General features: G+C 66.7%; 13 protein-coding genes. 9 read left to right on the top strand and 4 right to left on the bottom strand.

Translation table 11 applies throughout. The features are described 5' to 3' along the window. Positions 1-6: 6 nt before the first annotated feature. From fliP to H5T74_04215, 9 genes are all read left to right on the top strand, one after another. Positions 7-759, top strand: a complete 753-nt coding sequence (gene fliP, locus H5T74_04175; GenBank protein ID MBC7229574.1) for a flagellar type III secretion system pore protein FliP — start codon at positions 7-9, stop codon at positions 757-759. A gap of 8 nt (positions 760-767) precedes the next feature. Further along, a complete protein-coding gene (locus H5T74_04180) occupies positions 768-1,022 on the top strand; it encodes a flagellar biosynthetic protein FliQ (GenBank protein MBC7229575.1) in 255 nt (84 codons plus the stop codon). Positions 1,023-1,129: 107 nt separating this feature from the next. Continuing rightward, the gene (gene fliR, locus H5T74_04185) at positions 1,130-1,888 is read left to right on the top strand and encodes a flagellar biosynthetic protein FliR (protein ID MBC7229576.1); all 759 of its coding nucleotides are present in this window, start codon (positions 1,130-1,132) and stop codon (positions 1,886-1,888) included. Positions 1,889-1,899: 11 nt separating this feature from the next. Continuing rightward, positions 1,900-2,967 carry a flagellar biosynthesis protein FlhB gene (gene flhB / locus H5T74_04190; GenBank protein MBC7229577.1) on the top strand — a complete coding sequence of 356 codons (1,068 nt, stop codon included), beginning with the start codon at positions 1,900-1,902 and terminating at the stop codon, positions 2,965-2,967. Between the two features lie 63 nt (positions 2,968-3,030). Next, a complete protein-coding gene (gene flhA, locus H5T74_04195; protein MBC7229578.1) occupies positions 3,031-5,043 on the top strand; it encodes a flagellar biosynthesis protein FlhA in 2,013 nt (670 codons plus the stop codon). A gap of 147 nt (positions 5,044-5,190) precedes the next feature. Next, positions 5,191-6,459 (top strand): hypothetical protein, encoded by a 1,269-nt coding sequence (locus H5T74_04200; GenBank protein MBC7229579.1) that lies wholly within the window; start codon positions 5,191-5,193, stop codon positions 6,457-6,459. 33 nt (positions 6,460-6,492) lie between these two features. Continuing rightward, the gene (locus H5T74_04205) at positions 6,493-6,783 is read left to right on the top strand and encodes a hypothetical protein (protein MBC7229580.1); all 291 of its coding nucleotides are present in this window, start codon (positions 6,493-6,495) and stop codon (positions 6,781-6,783) included. Positions 6,784-6,818: 35 nt separating this feature from the next. Further along, positions 6,819-7,190, top strand: coding sequence for a hypothetical protein (locus H5T74_04210; protein ID MBC7229581.1), 372 nt, complete (start codon positions 6,819-6,821; stop codon positions 7,188-7,190). Between the two features lie 140 nt (positions 7,191-7,330). After that, positions 7,331-7,972, top strand: coding sequence for a response regulator transcription factor (locus H5T74_04215; GenBank protein MBC7229582.1), 642 nt, complete (start codon positions 7,331-7,333; stop codon positions 7,970-7,972). An 814-nt stretch (positions 7,973-8,786) separates the two neighbouring features. On the opposite strand, the gene H5T74_04220 is transcribed toward H5T74_04215, so the two are convergent. The 4 genes from H5T74_04220 to H5T74_04235 all read right to left on the bottom strand — a co-directional run bounded on the left by H5T74_04220 (position 8,787) and on the right by H5T74_04235 (position 16,178). Beyond that, complete coding sequence (locus H5T74_04220; protein MBC7229583.1) at positions 8,787-11,210, bottom strand: cache domain-containing protein; 2,424 nt, start codon at positions 11,208-11,210, stop codon at positions 8,787-8,789. A gap of 405 nt (positions 11,211-11,615) precedes the next feature. After that, complete coding sequence (locus H5T74_04225) at positions 11,616-12,689, bottom strand: chemotaxis response regulator protein-glutamate methylesterase (protein MBC7229584.1); 1,074 nt, start codon at positions 12,687-12,689, stop codon at positions 11,616-11,618. 1 nt (position 12,690) lies between these two features. Further along, positions 12,691-13,518 carry a protein-glutamate O-methyltransferase CheR gene (locus tag H5T74_04230; GenBank protein MBC7229585.1) on the bottom strand — a complete coding sequence of 276 codons (828 nt, stop codon included), beginning with the start codon at positions 13,516-13,518 and terminating at the stop codon, positions 12,691-12,693. Positions 13,519-13,697: 179 nt separating this feature from the next. After that, positions 13,698-16,178, bottom strand: coding sequence for a PAS domain-containing protein (locus tag H5T74_04235; protein ID MBC7229586.1), 2,481 nt, complete (start codon positions 16,176-16,178; stop codon positions 13,698-13,700). Between the last annotated feature and the right edge of the window lie 44 nt (positions 16,179-16,222).

A 16,222-nucleotide genomic window follows, 5' to 3' on the forward strand; every position in this document is an offset into this window, starting at 1 on the left:
GCGTGGATGACCGCGGCGTTCGCCGTCGTCTTTTTTGCGACGCTGCTCCTCTTCGTCTTCCTCAACGCTCCCGCCGCACGCTGCCAGCCGGACCAGGACGGACGGCTGGGCGATGCGGTGGAAAAGGCTACCAGAGACAGCACCCTGGTGCAGATCCTGCTGCTGGTGACGGTACTGGCCCTCGCGCCGGCCATCCTCATCTGCGTCACTTCCTTCACGCGCATCATCGTCATCCTGTCCTTTTTGCGCAACGCCATCGGGACCCCGCAGATGCCGCCCAACCAGGTGCTCATCGGGACGGCCCTCTTCCTCAGCCTCTTCGTGATGTCGCCGGTGGTGGCCAGGGTGAACTCCGAGGCCATCCAGCCCTACATGCGGGAGGAGATGGACCGCGACCAGGCCTTCCAGCAAGGCCTGCAGCCCATCCGGGAGTTCATGTTCAGACAGACGGACGCCTCGGACCTCTCCCTCTTCATCTCTCTGTCCTCCCAGGAGAAGCCCGCCGCGCCGGAGGACGTGTCCACCCTGGTGCTGGTGCCCGCCTTCATCATCAGCGAGCTCAAGAAGGCGTTCATCATCGCCTTCCTCATCTATATCCCCTTCATGGTCATCGACGTCATCGTGGCGGGAACCCTGATGTCCATGGGCATGCTCATGCTCCCGCCCATGATTATCTCCCTGCCCTTCAAGCTGCTGCTCTTCGTGATGGTGGACGGATGGCATCTGGTGGTCAAGTCGTTGGTGAGCAGTTTCAGGTGAGGTACTGAATGCTTCAGATAGTGGGCAAGGCCTTTGTCACCGCCATGATGGTGCTGCTGCCCATCCTGGGGGTGACCATGGTGGTGAGCGTGCTCATCAGCATCCTGCAGGCCGCCACCCAGATCCAGGAGATGACCCTGACCTTCATCCCCAAGCTGTTCGTGACCCTGTTGATGATCCTCATAGCCGGGCCCTGGATCATGCGTACTCTGGTAACTTTTACCAAGGAAGTCATGGCCTCCATACCGGGCCTTCTCCCTTGAGGAGGGTCGTGCCGCGGAGGGCGCGGAAATGAGGACGGACGCGAGGAAAAGGACGCGTAAGAAAAGGTGGAGAGGACGGAGAGACAACGGACGCGAGGAGCGTGGAGATGTTCCCGGCGGACGAGGCGTCGCTGACCGCCTTCATCCTGGTGCTGGCGCGCCTGGCAGGGCTGGCCCTGGTGGTGCCCTTCATGGGACATCGCAGCATACCTGTGATGGTGAGGGCGGCGGTGGTGATGGTGCTGGCGCTGGCTCTCACCCCCCTGGTGGCGGTGCCCGCGGAAGCGCGCGTCCTGGACCTCGCCTTCGCCCTGAGGGTGGCCTTCGAGGTTCTGGTGGGGCTGTTCCTCGGATACCTCTTCCTGGCGGTTTTTATGGCCGTGACCATGGCGGGGCAGTTCATAGACTTCGAGCTCGGCTTCGGTCTGGCGCAGGTCTTCGACCCCTCCTTCGGCAACAACTCCACCGTCCTCTCGCGTTTCTATTACCTGCTGGCCATGGTGGTCTTCCTCACCTGCAGGGGCCACCACCTCATCGTGCTGGCGCTGGCCGGGAGCTACCGCGTCTTCCCCGCGGGCTCCCTGACCTTTCCCTCCCTGGTATCCCCGCCGGCGTTGCGCGCGCTCTCGGACGTCTTCCTGCTCGCCCTCAAGGTGGGAGCGCCGGTGATCGGCGCCCTTTTCGTGGCCGACGTGGTCTTCGGCATCGTGGCGCGCGCCGTGCCTCAGATGAACGTGTTCGTGATCGGCTTCCCGCTCAAGATCCTTCTGGGGCTGCTGGCGGTGGCCGTTACCCTTCCCTTCACCGTGGCCTTCATGAGGGACCTGGTGGCGGGACTGGAGAACCTGTTGGCCAGGGCATTTTAAGGGGGTGAGCTGTGCCCAAGGAGGAGAGGACGGAGAAGGCGACTCCCAAGAAAAGGGAGGACGTGCGCAAGAAAGAGGGGATGGTGGCGCGCAGCGCAGACCTCACCTCGGCGCTCATGCTCCTCTGCTCCGTGCTCATCCTGCGTTTTTGGGGGCCGGCCCTCTTCCGGCACTTCGCGGCGGTCATGGAGCGGGGCATGACCTCGGCGGCGTGGGCGGCGGGCAAGGAGGAGACGGGGGTCGCCCTGAAGACGGGCATCGTGGACGTGATGCTCCAGCTCGCTCCCCTGGTGCTGGCCCTCTTCGCCTTCGCCCTGCTGGTGAACGCGCTGCAGGTCAAGCTCTATTTCGTCCCCAAGGCCCTGGCCTTCAAGGGCGAGCGCATCAACCCTTTGCAGGGCATGAAGCGGCTGCTCTCGCCGCGCTCCCTGGTGGAGTTGGCGAAGAACCTGCTCAAGGTGGTTCTGGTGGCGGTGGTGGCCTATACCGCGGTGAGGGAAGGCTACGTGCGCCTGCACGCCATGACCGGGGCGGGAGCGGGAGAGCTGCTGGCCGCGTTCATGGGCCTGGTGTTCTCGGCATGCCTCAAGGTCGCCCTGGTGATGATCTTTCTGGGAGGGATGGACTACGGCTACCAGCGCTGGGAGTTCGAGAAGAACATCCGCATGACCAAGCAGGAGGTCAAGGAGGAGTTCAAGCAGACGGAGGGGGACCCTCACCTGCGCGCGGCTATCCGCCAGCGCATGCGGCAGCTCGCCCGACAGCGCATGATGCAGAGGCTGCCGCAGGCCACCATGGTGGTCACCAACCCCACCCACTACGCGGTGGCCCTCCTCTACAAGCGCGGCATGCGGGCCCCCAGGGTCATCGCCAAGGGCGTGGATTTCATGGCCCGGCGCATACGCGAGGAGGCGCGCAGGCTGGACATCCCCGTGGTGGAGGAGCCGGAGCTGGCGCGCAGCCTCTACCGGCTGGTGGACCTGGAGGACGAGATACCCCCCCAGTTATACCGCGCGGTGGCGGAGGTGCTGGCCTACGTGATGAGCGTGGATCGCAGGGTCGCGGAGCGCATAGCCTGAGGCAGGCATAAGGGAAGGGAAGGGGAGTTGAAGGAGAAGCTGGGACGCTACAGCGACTTCCTCATGGCGGGGATCGTGGTCATGATCATCGTCATGATCATCGTGCCCCTCTCCCCCTTCATCCTGGACCTCCTGGTGGTCTTCAACTTCTGCCTCTCCATGGTGGTGATGCTGGTGACCATGTACACCCAGGAGCCGCTGCACTTCTCCGTCTTCCCCACCCTGCTGCTCATCGCCACCCTTTTCCGCCTGGCCATCAACATCGCCCTCACCCGCCTCATCCTGGTGAGGGGGTTCGCGGGGGCCATGGTCAACTCCTTCGGGCATTTCGTGATCGGGGGGAACATCGTGGTGGGGCTGGTGGTGTTCTTCATCATCGTGGTGGTGCAGTTCGTGGTGATCACCAGCGGCGCCAACCGCGTGGCGGAGGTGGCGGCGCGCTTCACCCTCGACGCCATGCCCGGGAAGCAGATGAGCATCGACGCCGACCTCAACGCCGGCCTCATCAGCGAGGAGGAGGCGAGGAGGCGCAGGCAGGAGGTGGGCAAGGAGGCGGATTTCTACGGCGCCATGGACGGGGCCAGCAAGTTCGTAAAGGGCGACGCCATAGCGGCCATCGTGGTGGTGTTCATAAACCTGCTGGGAGGACTGGCGGTGGGGGCCTTCCAGATGGGCATGGGCCTCGGCACGGCGGTGCAGACCTATTCGCTGCTGACCATCGGCGCGGGGCTGGTCATCCAGATCCCCGCCCTGCTGGTCTCCACGGCCACGGGGGTCATCGTCACCCGCGCCGCATCCGACGCCAACCTGGGATCTGACCTCTCCATGCAGCTTTTGCGTCAACCCCGTGCCCTGCAGCTGGGAGCGCTGATCACGGGGGCGCTGGCGGCGCTCCCGGGGCTGCCCAAGATACCCCTTTTGGTCTTCGCGGGGTCCCTCTACGCCGTTTCCGTGGCCATGAAGAGGGAGCTCGAGAAAGGAGAGGCGGTGGAGGAGCCGCCCGGGCCGCCCGCTCCCGCCCCGGAGGAGGAGCTTGCGGGGCTGATCCGCGTGGACCCCATGGCCCTGGAGCTGGGATACGACCTCGTGCCCCTGGTGGACCCCGGCGCGGGCAGCGATTTCATGGAGAGGGTGGTGCTGGTGCGCAAGCATATCGCCACGGAGCTGGGGATAATCGTCCCTCCCATCCGCCTGCGCGACAACATCACCCTGCCCCCGGAGCGCTACCGCATCCTCATACGCGGCGTGGAGGTGGCGGGCGGGGAGCTCCGCGTCCACGCCTACCTAGCCCTGGAGTCGGGACTGAGCGAGGACATGGTACCGGGCACTCCCACCACCGAGCCGGCCTTCGGGCTTCCCGCCCTGTGGATAGAGGAGGAGGCGGTGGAGAGCGCCAAGGCGGCGGGCTACACGGTGGTGGATCCCGGGTCCGTGCTCCTGACCCACCTCACGGAGACCATCAGGCGCCACGCCGCGGACATCCTGAGCCGTCAAGACACCCAGGCGCTGGTGGACATGGTGAGGGAGACCAACCCGGTGGCGGTGGAGGAGGCGGTTCCCAACCTGCTCACCGTGGGCGAGCTGCAGCGCGTGCTGCAGGGACTGCTGGCGGAGGGCGTGCCCACCAGGGACATGGTGACCATCCTGGAGATCCTCGGGGACCGCGCGAAGGTGACCAAGGACACCGGTATGCTGGTGGAATACGTCCGTCAGGGGCTCGCCCGCACCATAGCGGGTCAGTACCTGGCGGAGGACGGCAAGCTGCATGTCCTCACCCTGGATCCGGGGGTGGAGAGGGCCATCATCGAGTCGCTGCATCAGGTGAACGGGGAGCTGGTGACGGGGCTGGAGCCCGGGCTCGCGGAGGCCTTGATCGCCAGCCTGGCCGCACGGGCGGAGGAGGCGGCCAACCGGGGTTTCCAGCCCGTTTTGCTGTGCTCCTCGTCGGTGCGGCGTTTCGTGAGGCGCCTCACGGCCAGGATACTTGCGCGCATGCCCGTGCTCTCCTACGACGAGCTGCCGCTGGAGGTGGAGCTGGAGAACCTGGGTATGGTGGAGGTGACGGTGGATGCCTGAGACGGCGGCGAGCGCGCCGGATATGGCGGGAGGCGAGGGGGGAGGGCGGCTTCCGGAGGTGGAGCGGGAGAACCCGGTACGGGGGAGGCGGCGGCGGATGCCTGAGCGGGAGGCGGAGGCCTTGGAGATCGTCCGGAGGTGCGTTCCATGAGGTTGAAGAAGTACCGCGGACGCGACGCGGGAGAGCTCATGGCGCGCGTCCGCAGGGAGCTGGGCGAGGACGCGGTCATCGTGGCCACGCGCCCGGTGATCGAGGGCGGGATGCTGGGCTTTTTTGGGCGCTCCATGGTGGAGATGGTGGTCGTGCTGCCCGAGGGCGAGGGAAGAGAGGCGTGCGGCGGGGGACGCGTGGACATAGCCGTCCCGGGCGAGGCTCCAGCGGTGAGCGCCGGGAGGCGTATTCCCGGCCCGCCGGTGGCGGCACGGAGGGAGCGCGGCGAGAGCGCGCCGGGGGGCGAGGCGTCGTCGACGGTCGGAGGTCGCGGATACAAGCGGGACGTGCCGGCGGGTGAGGATGGGGAGCATGACGGGAGCAGGGCGCCGCGCGGAAGAAGTCCCGTTAGGACGGACCCCACGGAAAGGCCCGTCGGCCGAGGCGGCGGCGGGGAGCCCCCCGACCCCTCATGTGCGCGACGCGGCGGTATTTCCGGCGTGCGTCCCAGTAGCGGGAAGAACGCCGAGCGGCGCTGCGGCGGGGAGAGGAACGGCGCGGGGCGGGAGGAAGAGGAGCGCGGAGACGCCGAGCATCCTCGTGAGGAAACCGGTCACCTCTTCGTGCCCCTGCGCTTCGCGGCGGGGACGGGCGGCGAAGGATACCGGGGGCTGCCGGAAAGAGCGCTCTTCCTGGGGCCCTCGGGGGCGGGAAAGACAACCTGCCTGGGACGCACGGCCTGGTCGCTGACGGTGCGCGGCCGCGAGGTCACAGTGCTGAGCCTGGAGGAGGAGGGGCGCCTGAGCGGCGCCAGGCGCTGGGAGGAGCTGTGGAAGAACATGGGAAGCGAGTACCGTCCCTGTCTGGATGCCGAGGAGCTTTTGAGCGAGGCGCGAAGGTCGACGGGCGCGGTGCTCATAGACACCCCGCCCCTGGCGGCGCGGGACGTGGGTCGGTGGCGGAAAATGCTGGAGGGAGGGCTGGCCGGTTTCACCGCGGTGGTGGTGCTGGAGGCGCGCATGGAGGAAGGCGAATACGCGGCTTGGCTGAACGCCTTGGAGCCCCTGCGGCCCTACCTGCTGGTGATCTCCAAGGTGGACGAGCTCTTCGACGCCGCGAGGGCGGAGAGGATGGCGGGGGCATCGGGCGCCGCGGAGGTCTACCTCGCAGGCGACCCCTCGGTGGTCGTGCCCATGGAGAGATTTGTGGCACGGGACGTGGTCGGACGGCGGCCGCCCCGGCGTGGGGAAGAGACCACAGCATGAGGGAACGCTTCCGCCCTTAGGAGGATATGGAGGATGAGGGAGCTCATCGAGCTGGTGAGCGTGTATCTGGCTCTGGCGGCGGGTTTCGTCTCCCTGTGGTACGGGGTGTTCTCCGGCGGCGATCTGGAGGCCTGCATCGTCCGCGCCCTCTGGTGCATGCTGGGAGCGCTGGCGCTGGGGATGGCGGCGAAGGCGCTCTGGGTGCTGGCCACGCTCCTGGGCGGCTCCGCCCGCCGGGGAGGCGGAAAAGGGGCGGGAGAGGCCGCGGCGGAGGAGGTGGAGGCGGAATGGCTGCCTCCCGGAGAGAACGAGGGCGCGGGGTGAGGTAGGATGAACGGGATCGAGGTGCGGTGATCGCGATGTCCATGCGACCCATAGACCTGCAGTCCATCCTCTCGGGCGTGAAGGAGACGGAGAGGGTGCAGCGCGCGCACGAGGTCCGGTCTCAGCAGCAGGCGCACGATTTCGAGGTGGACATGAAGCGCCGGGAACACGAGGACCCCAAAACGGTGCACGAGGTCGCGAGGGGTGAGGCCTCGCGGGCGGTGGCGCGGAAAAAGGAGGAGGAAGGGCGGGGGAAAAAGGGGAGCGGACGGCGTGAGGACGGCTTCCATCGCGAGGAGGAGCCGGGCGGAGAGGCGCGTGACCGGGAGGGGCACGCGGAGCTGTACAACGGCCACGGCAGGATACATCCCCTGGCCGAGGAGGGGCCGCACGATATCGTGGTCTGAGCGTCAGCCCCGGCGGCGGAGAACGGAGGCGGGATGCCAAACTCCGGGTGGGGGGTTAAAATATCCCTGTACGGAATGATGGTGTGAACGGCATGCGGAAGGGCGCGCTACGGTTTAGCGGGGAGAGGAGCTGATCGCGTATGGAGAGCATAAGGGTGATGGTGGTCGACGATCATACCATGGTCAGGGAGAGCCTGGCCACCGCGCTCTCCACCTCGCCGGACATAGAGGTGGTGGGGACGGCGGGCTCGGGCCGGGAAGCGCTGGAGAAGGCGAAATCGCTGCACCCCGAGGTCATCCTCATGGACATCAAGATGCCGAAGATGGACGGCATCAAGGCCTGCCGCCTCATCAAGAGCGCGCTGCCGGAGGTCAACGTGGTCATCCTCACGGTGATGGACGACGAGGCGAGCGTGATCGAGGCGGTCTCGGCGGGGGCCAGCGGTTACGTGCTCAAGAGCATGCCGGTGGCGGAGCTGGTGAAGGCGGTGAAGCTGGCCAAGAACGGGAAGTCCATGCTGCACCCCGAGGCGGCGCTGAAGCTCATCCGCCAGTTCCGCAAGCTCATCGACGACGAGGCCGCGAAGTTCAGCCTCACCGCCCGCGAGCTGGAGGTCCTGCAGCTCCTCGCCTACGGCTATACCAACAAGAAGATCGCGGAGAAGATGTTCATAAGCGAGCAGACGGTGAAGAGCCATGTCATCCACATATTCCAGAAACTGGGAGCCGCGGACCGCACCGAGGCGGTGGCCATCGCCCTGCGCAAGGGACTGGTGGAGTAGTGGCCGCCGGCCGGCGGCGTTTGACACCTTCCCGCCTAGTCACCGTCATCGCGGGTGTGCCGCGCTTGCCGCCGCGATGGATGCTGTAACGGCGGAACGGACCTTCCCGGGCAGCTTCCCGCGGCCGCGGGTAGCGGTTAGCTTGGGCAGAAAAGCGAAGGCGGGATGGAAACAGCAGGATATCATGGGGCAGGCGCCGCATCCCCGCACACATATGTTCTCCATGAGCGAAGGTTTTTCCGTCATCTTTCCGACCTTCTCTCCTCTCGCCCGATACCGCCGGGCGGTATCCCGCCGTCCTCTTATATGATCGCGTTGCCGACGCGGGACGTGGACCCCCGCATGGGGGTCGGGCTCGCGATAAGCGGTCCATTATGATGATGGGCGAGTTCCGGGCTTGATGGGCGTGAGCCGGGAACCATGAGCGCTGAACGTTTTTGCTCACCGCCAGGTCGCTAGATAAACGGTTCGAGCCGCTGGCGCAGTCTTTCGCTGACGTTAATGCGCACCCTCCCCTATATTGCCGGCGGGCCACGGGAGCCTTCTATATAAGATGCGCCGGGGTGGAGGGAAATTCATCGCGAGAGTCTTCTTCTCCATCTTTTTCCGCGGAGTGACCACTTCCCCAGGGAAGCAGAAGAGAGGAGTGCCCGCCGGGAGGCCTCGTGAACCCTCGCCCCGCCTGTCGCGGAAGGGGTGGCCGGACTCCTGCCCTCGGGGAAGCACAGTTTACGGTAAAAAGAGAAGGGAAGGGAGAGCGGGACGGCCCGCCCTCCCCGCGCGTCCTTTCCCGCGGGCAGGAACCCGCTTCCTCCTAGAACTCCGAGAAGTCGTCGTCGAAGGGGATGACCTCCTCGGGCCTCACCTTGAGGCCGCCGTCACCGCCCCCGTTGTCGGCCGCGGCCTGCGGCGAGGCGGCCGCTCCCACCCGGGCCGCCACCTTCCGGCGCGCGGCGGCGGGAGCCTTGGCCGAGGGAGCGGAGCCGTTGCCTCCCGCCAGGCGGAAGGTGGCCATCATCTCCGCCAGGGTGGCGCCCTGGGCGGCGAGCTCCTCCGCGGCGGCGGCGGACTCCTCCGCCCCCGCGGCGTTCTGCTGGGTGATCTTGTCCATCTCCGCCATGGCCTGGTTGACCTGCTCGATGCCCTGCAGCTGCTCCCGGGAGGAGGCGGCGATCTCCGCCACCAGGTTGTTGACCTTCTCGAAGGACTCGCGTATCTCCTTTAGGGCCGAGGCCACCTCGGCGGTGATCTTCACCCCCGTCTCGGTGTTCTGCACCGACTCCTGGATGAGGGCGGCGGTGTTCTTGGCCGCCTCCGCGGAGCGCATGGCGAGGTTTCTCACCTCCTCGGCCACCACCGCGAAGCCCTTTCCCGCCTCCCCGGCCCGCGCCGCCTCCACCGCGGCGTTGAGGGCCAGGAGGTTGGTCTGGAAGGCGATCTCGTCTATGGTCTTGATGATCTTGGAGGTCTCGTCCGAGGAGGCCTTGATGGTCTGGATGGACTCCTCCATCCTGCCCATGGCCTCGTCCGCCTTCTCCGAGGAGGCCCGGGCCTCTTGGGAGAGCTGGCGGGCGGACTCCGCCCCCTCGGCGTTCTGCTTGCTCATGGCGGTGATCTCCTCGATGGAGGCGGTGACCTCCTCAAGCGAGCTGGCCTGCTCCGTGGCCCCCTGGGCCAGGGACTGGCTGGAGGAGGAGATCTGGCGCGAGGCCGAGCTCACCTGCTCGGCGGTGGCGTTCACCTGGGAGAGGGCCTCGTTCAGCCCCTCCACCATGGCCAGGAAGGCGTTGCCGAAGACGTCGCGCTCCGAGAGGGGTTTGACCTCCCGGTCCAGCCTGCGGGAGGCGATGTCCTCCGCCACCCCCGCCATCTCCTTGAGGTAGCCCACCATCTGGTCCAGGCCCCGCTTTATGGCCAGGTAGGACTCCCTCGCCTCCCGCACGTCCTCGTCCCCCTCCTCCACGGAGAGGGAGATATCCAGGTCGCCCACGGCGAGCTTCTCCATGGCCGCGATGATCTTCTCCGTCTCGCGGGCCTGGAAGTCCCCCAGCTTCTCCATCCTGCGGGCGGCCCGCTTGATTTCCGTGAGGTCGTTGACCAGCTCGGCGCCTCCCACGATCTCCCCGGAGGCGTCTTTTACGGGAAAGCCGACATATCCGACCTCCATCTCGCCCCTGCCGCCGGGGTGGGCGGTCATCTCGCTGCTCACCGTGTTGCCCTCGCGCATGGCGCGCATCACCGCGCAGTTCTGGGTCTGGCAGTCGGTGCCCTGCACGTGCTGGTAGCATTTGCTCCCCTTGAGCTGTTCAGCGGGGGCGCCGATGGCACCCGCCGCCGCCAGGTTGGCGTATTTCAGGTTGAGCTCGCGGTCCATGACGATCACCGGCGCGGGCATGTTTTCGATGTAGCCCACCACCGCGTCCAGGGTGGCGTTGAAGCCCTCCATGATGGGGCGGAACTCCATGCCCACCAGGGCGGGATCGGCGCGGTAGGCGAGATCGCCCGCGATCACCTCTTTATATACCCTTTGAGCCGCGAGATTTATCTTCTTCACCTCGCCGGAGATCGATCGCCCCATGGAGAAAAAGAGGGCCGCCATGATCACCAGGAAGCCGCCCATGATGGCGAGCATGGCGTTGCGGAAACCCGCTACCGCCGCGTTGACGTCCTCGATATAGACGCCCGTGCCGATGATCCATCCCCAGGGCTCGAAGGCCTTCACGTAGGATACCTTGGGCACGATGCGGGTGGCATCGTCCTTGTACTGCCACATGTAATCGGAGAAACCCTCGCCCTGCGCGCGGCAGACCTCCACGAAATCGACGAACAGCCTCTTCCCGCGCGGGTCCTTGTTCTCCGAGAGGTCCTTGCCCTCCAGCTCCGGCTTGAAGGGGTGCATGATCATCACCGGCCCGAAGTCGTTGATCCAGAAGTAGTCCGCCGACTCGGGGCCGTAACGCAGGCCGCGCACCGCTTCTTTGGCCGCGAGCTGAGCCTCCTCGCGGGAGAGCTCACCTGCTTTCTCGAGGCGGTGGTAATGCTCCAGGACCGACCACGCGGTCTGGGTCTCGCCCCTGGTGGCCTGTTTTCTGGAGTCCAGGATGTTGCGGCGCATCTGGGGGATGAGCCAGACGAAGGTCAGCAGGACGAAGAGGACCAGCACCGCCAGCCCCGCCAGCAACACCTTTCCCCGGATGGTCCGCGCGGTTTGAGCGAGCTTTTTTGTATAACCGCTCATCCTTCACCTCCCAACAGAACGGTCATTACCAACCAGTCCCCTCGTGCGCCGCGTTCGCGCCGGCGCGGAGGGGGCTTTGGATCCATATGCGGGCCGGACTGCTCGAAGATGCCCGATCCGGCAGCGCCGGCACCTGACGGCGTCGAGCCGACCCTAGCCGCGGGCGCCGAGACGAATACCTGCGCGACGCGGGATTCTCGCCGAACGCATGCCGAGAAGGCCCAGCGCGAAAGCCGGGGGTCGAGACATCGTCTTTCCGCCCCGCCGACGGCCTTGAGAATACGTGCGGGGCGGGGCAGAAGCATCCTCAATGTGGGCCGCTATAGCACACTCTTTAGGTGGATTTTCACCCCCGGTAAGGGATGTGGGGCGTCCGGGAGACGACCGGGGGCGTGGTCTCGCCCCTCAGCCCTGCACCAGGGAGATGACCCGGGCGGCTATCTCCCGCAGGGGGACCACCTCCTCGGCGGCGCTCCGTTCGATGGCCGCCTTGGGCATGCCGAAGACCACGCAGCTTTTCTCGTCCTGGGCGATGGTGCGCGCCCCCGCCTTGCGCATGGCCAGCAGCCCCTCGGCGCCGTCGGAGCCCATGCCGGTCATGAGCACCCCCACGGCGTTGACCCCCGCGTACTCAGCCACGGAGCGGAAGAGCACGTCCACGCTGGGGCGCTGGTGGTGCACCATGGGCCCGCCCTTTATCTTTACGTAATAGCGGGCCCCGCTGCGCCGCAGCACCATGTGGTGGTTGCCGGGGGCGATGAGGATGACCCCGGTGCGCACCGCGTCCCCGTCCGCGGCCTCCTTCACCTCCATGGCGCAGAGCTCGTTCATGCGCTGGGCGAAGGAGCGGGTGAACCCCTCCGGCATATGCTGCACGATCAGCGTCCCCGGCCCCCCGGGAGGGAAGAGGGTGATCACCTCCCGGATGGCCTCCGTACCCCCCGTGGAGGCGCCGATGGCCACGATCCTCTCCGTGGTCCTGAGCATGGAGAGGCGTCGCGCGGGAGGCGTGCGCGGGGCCTCCTCGACGGCATGGGCCCTGAGCGCCTTGAGGTCCGCCTGGGCGGCGGCCTTGATGCGGTCGATGAGCTGCAGGGTGATGTCCTCCACGGAATAGGAGCCCCCCGGCTTGGTCATCACCTCCACCGCCCCCAGCTCCAGGGCGCGCATGGCGGTCTCGCTCCCCTGGGGGGTGAGGGAGGAGACCACCACCACCGGGAGGGGATGGTGGCGCATGAGCTTCTCCAGGAAGGTGATGCCGTCCATGCGCGGCATCTCGATGTCCAGGGTGATGACGTCGGGCTTGAGGCGCACGATCTTTTCCCGCGCGATGTAGGGGTCCGGGGCGGCCCCCACCACCGTGATGTCCGGGTCCCTCTCCAGCTCGCGCGTGAGTATCTGGCGCACCACCGCAGAGTCGTCCACCACCAGGACCCTGATCCTGCGCCTGGGCAAGGGCTCGCCTGTTTGCGGGGACATCTCACACCTCCTCCCGCGCGGGTTTTCGATAGGTGGCAGGCTGGACGTAGAGGAAGCCGTGCTCGTCCCCCGTGAGGCTCTCGGAATGTCCCACCAGGAGATATCCTCCCGGGCGCAGGATGTCGTGGAACCTCCTCACCAGCTCGCGCTTGGGCTCGCGCTCGAAGTAGATCATAACGTTGCGGCAGAGGATGAGGTCGAAGGGGCCGCGCATGGGCCAGGGGTCGAAGAGGTTGAGGTGGCGGAGGCGCACCAGCCGCCTCACGCGGGGGGCCACGGAGAACATCCCGGAGTCCTCCTCTTCCATAAAATACCTCTTGCGGTAGCGGGGCTCGCACTTGAAGACCGGCTCGGGAGGGTAGAGGCCCTCCACCGCCGCCGCCAGGGCGCGGGTGGAAACGTCCGTGGCCAGCACCAGCACGTCGCGCGCGTCGATGTCGGGAATGCCCTCCAGCAGCTCCATGGCAAGGGAATAGGGTTCCTCGCCCGTGGCGCAGCCCGCGCTCCACAACCTCACCTTCCGCTGGTCCCTCTCCAACAGCTCGGGGATGAAACGCCGGCGTATGAACTGGAAATGCTCCGGCTCGCGGAAGAAACTGGTGTAATTTGTGGTGATGGCGTTGATCATCGCCTCCAGCTCGTCCCCGTCCTCGTCCAGGTAGGCGAGGTAGGAACGGAAATCCTTCAGCCCCAGGCGGCGCAGGCGCTTGGAGAGGCGGTTCTGCACCAGGGGCAGCTTGCCCTCGTGGAGGTTGATGCGCGTGCGCTCATACACCAGGGCGCTTATCCTGCGGAACTCCCGCAAGCCCAGCTCATATTCCTGCAGCATTCATGCATCACTCCGTATTCCTCGCGCAGCCTCATGCCTTTATCGCCTCACCTCCGGCGACTCCTTGCGGGCGCGGGAACAGAAGAGATGGTCGCATCCTCTGCCCGCAGGGGGAGGGGAGAGCGGGACGGCCCGCCCTCCCCGCGCGTCCTTTCCCGCGGGCAGGAACCCGCTTCCTCCTAGAACTCCGAGAAGTCGTCGTCGAAGGGGATGACCTCCTCGGGCCTCACCTTGAGGCCGCCGTCACCGCCCCCGTTGTCGGCCGCGGCCTGCGGCGAGGCGGCCGCTCCCACCCGGGCCGCCACCTTCCGGCGCGCGGCGGCGGGAGCCTTGGCCGAGGGAGCGGAGCCGTTGCCTCCCGCCAGGCGGAAGGTGGCCATCATCTCCGCCAGGGTGGCGCCCTGGGCGGCGAGCTCCTCCGCGGCGGCGGCGGACTCCTCCGCCCCCGCGGCGTTCTGCTGGGTGATCTTGTCCATCTCCGCCATGGCCTGGTTGACCTGCTCGATGCCCTGCAGCTGCTCCCGGGAGGAGGCGGCGATCTCCGCCACCAGGTTGTTGACCTTCTCGAAGGACTCGCGTATCTCCTTTAGGGCCGAGGCCACCTCGGCGGTGATCTTCACCCCCGTCTCGGTGTTCTGCACCGACTCCTGGATGAGGGCGGCGGTGTTCTTGGCCGCCTCCGCGGAGCGCATGGCGAGGTTTCTCACCTCCTCGGCCACCACCGCGAAGCCCTTTCCCGCCTCCCCGGCCCGCGCCGCCTCCACCGCGGCGTTGAGGGCCAGGAGGTTGGTCTGGAAGGCGATCTCGTCTATGGTCTTGATGATCTTGGAGGTCTCGTCCGAGGAGGCCTTGATGGTCTGGATGGACTCCTCCATCCTGCCCATGGCCTCGTCCGCCTTCTCCGAGGAGGCCCGGGCCTCTTGGGAGAGCTGGCGGGCGGACTCCGCCCCCTCGGCGTTCTGCTTGCTCATGGCGGTGATCTCCTCGATGGAGGCGGTGACCTCCTCAAGCGAGCTGGCCTGCTCCGTGGCCCCCTGGGCCAGGGACTGGCTGGAGGAGGAGATCTGGCGCGAGGCCGAGCTCACCTGCTCGGCGGTGGCGTTCACCTGGGAGAGGGCCTCGTTCAGCCCCTCCACCATGGCCAGGAAGGCGTTGCCGAAGACGTCGCGCTCCGAGAGGGGTTTGTCCTCCCGGTCCAGCCTGCGGGAGGCGATGTCCTCCGCCACCCCCGCCATCTCCTTGAGGTAGCCCACCATCTGGTCCAGGCCCCGCTTTATGGCCAGGTAGGACTCCCTCGCCTCCCGCACGTCCTCGTCCCCCTCCTCCACGGAGAGGGAGATATCCAGGTCGCCCACGGCGAGCTTCTCCATGGCCGCGATGAGCTTCTCCGTCTCGCGGGCCTGGAAGTCCCCCAGCTTCTCCATCCTGCGGGCGGCCCGCTTGATCTCCGTGAGGTCGTTGACCAGCTCGGCGCCTCCCACGATCTCCCCGGAGGCGTCTTTTACGGGGAAGCCGACATATCCGACCTCCATCTCGCCCCTGCCGCCGGGGTGGGCGGTCATCTCGCTGCTCACCGTGTTGCCCTCGCGCATGGCGCGCATCACCGCGCAGTTCTGGGTCTGGCAGTCGGTGCCCTGCACGTGCTGGTAGCATTTGCTCCCCTTGAGCTGTTCAGCGGGGGCGCCGATGGCACCCGCCGCCGCCAGGTTGGCGTATTTCAGGTTGAGCTCGCGGTCCATGACGATCACCGGCGCGGGCATGTTTTCGATGTAGCCCACCACCGCGTCCAGGGTGGCGTTGAAGCCCTCCATGATGGGGCGGAACTCGAAGTTTATCTTCTGCGGATCGCCGCGGGCGTCGAGCTCTCCCCCCACCGCTTTTCTCACCAGGGACTCGGTCTCGCCCATGAGGCCTCCCACGATGCCCTTGACGTTGCGCGCGAAGTAGAGCCCCAGGAGCACCGCCAGGCACGCGCCCACCGCCAGGGCCACCACCACCGCCACGGTGGAGGCGGTGGCGGCGGAATAGGCGGAAGCGCGCGAGGCCTCGGAGGCGCGCATGTTCTCCTCGGTCAGGGCTTCTATGGTCTGGTCGGCAAGCTGCCACTTATCCCGCGCGGACATCATCAGCCCGAAGGCCTCGTCGTCTAAGGCCTTGACGCGCGGGTCTTCCGTGTTTCCAACGTTCACGCCCTCCGCCTCCAGCCTCTCCTTTTCCTTGATGGAGGAGAGGAAGGCCTCGGTCTCGGCCTTGAAGGCCTCGTACTGGGGCTTGAACTCCTGCCAGAGCCGGGCCTCCTCCGCGGTCTGGGGAAGGGGCTCGTAAACCGAAATGGCTTTGCCGATGCGCGCGAAACCGTAGCCCTCGTACTGGCCGGTGCCGGCTATGTAGTCGAACTGCGCCTGGCGCACGGCTCTGTCGGTGAACATGCGCCTGTTGACCAGCCCGCGCGTTCCCACCAGCACCTCGTTCATACCCATATTGATCTCGTTGATGGCCTCCACGCTGGGGAGTCTCACCTCCCCGATTTCCTTCACGCCCCCCTTTACGGAGCTCACCCCCAGCACCCCCACCAGGCCCACCACCACCAGCAGGGCCAGGCAGATGCCGAAGGCGAGGATTATCTTAGGCCCCAGTCTCAGGTTCTTGAGCATCTCCACCTACCTCCTTTTTAAAAACGTCCTGCCGCCGTGTTCCCTGCAGA

This window comes from Actinomycetota bacterium (genome assembly GCA_014360645.1).
Lineage (GTDB): Bacteria > Actinomycetota > Geothermincolia > Geothermincolales > RBG-13-55-18 > Solincola_B.

Bases quoted from the DNA above. Each gene is read 5' to 3' on its own strand.
- H5T74_04220 (MBC7229583.1), bottom strand. From the start codon at position 11,210: ATGAGCGGTTATACAAAAAAGCTCGCTCAAACCGCGCGGACCATCCGG.
- H5T74_04210 (MBC7229581.1), top strand. From the start codon at position 6,819: ATGTCCATGCGACCCATAGACCTGCAGTCCATCCTCTCGGGCGTGAAG.
- H5T74_04230 (MBC7229585.1), bottom strand. From the start codon at position 13,518: ATGCTGCAGGAATATGAGCTGGGCTTGCGGGAGTTCCGCAGGATAAGC.
- H5T74_04205 (MBC7229580.1), top strand. From the start codon at position 6,493: ATGAGGGAGCTCATCGAGCTGGTGAGCGTGTATCTGGCTCTGGCGGCG.
- H5T74_04225 (MBC7229584.1), bottom strand. From the start codon at position 12,689: ATGTCCCCGCAAACAGGCGAGCCCTTGCCCAGGCGCAGGATCAGGGTC.
- fliP (MBC7229574.1), top strand. From the start codon at position 7: ATGACCGCGGCGTTCGCCGTCGTCTTTTTTGCGACGCTGCTCCTCTTC.
- flhA (MBC7229578.1), top strand. From the start codon at position 3,031: ATGGCGGGGATCGTGGTCATGATCATCGTCATGATCATCGTGCCCCTC.
- H5T74_04215 (MBC7229582.1), top strand. From the start codon at position 7,331: ATGGAGAGCATAAGGGTGATGGTGGTCGACGATCATACCATGGTCAGG.
- H5T74_04200 (MBC7229579.1), top strand. From the start codon at position 5,191: ATGAGGTTGAAGAAGTACCGCGGACGCGACGCGGGAGAGCTCATGGCG.
- H5T74_04180 (MBC7229575.1), top strand. From the start codon at position 768: ATGCTTCAGATAGTGGGCAAGGCCTTTGTCACCGCCATGATGGTGCTG.
- fliR (MBC7229576.1), top strand. From the start codon at position 1,130: ATGTTCCCGGCGGACGAGGCGTCGCTGACCGCCTTCATCCTGGTGCTG.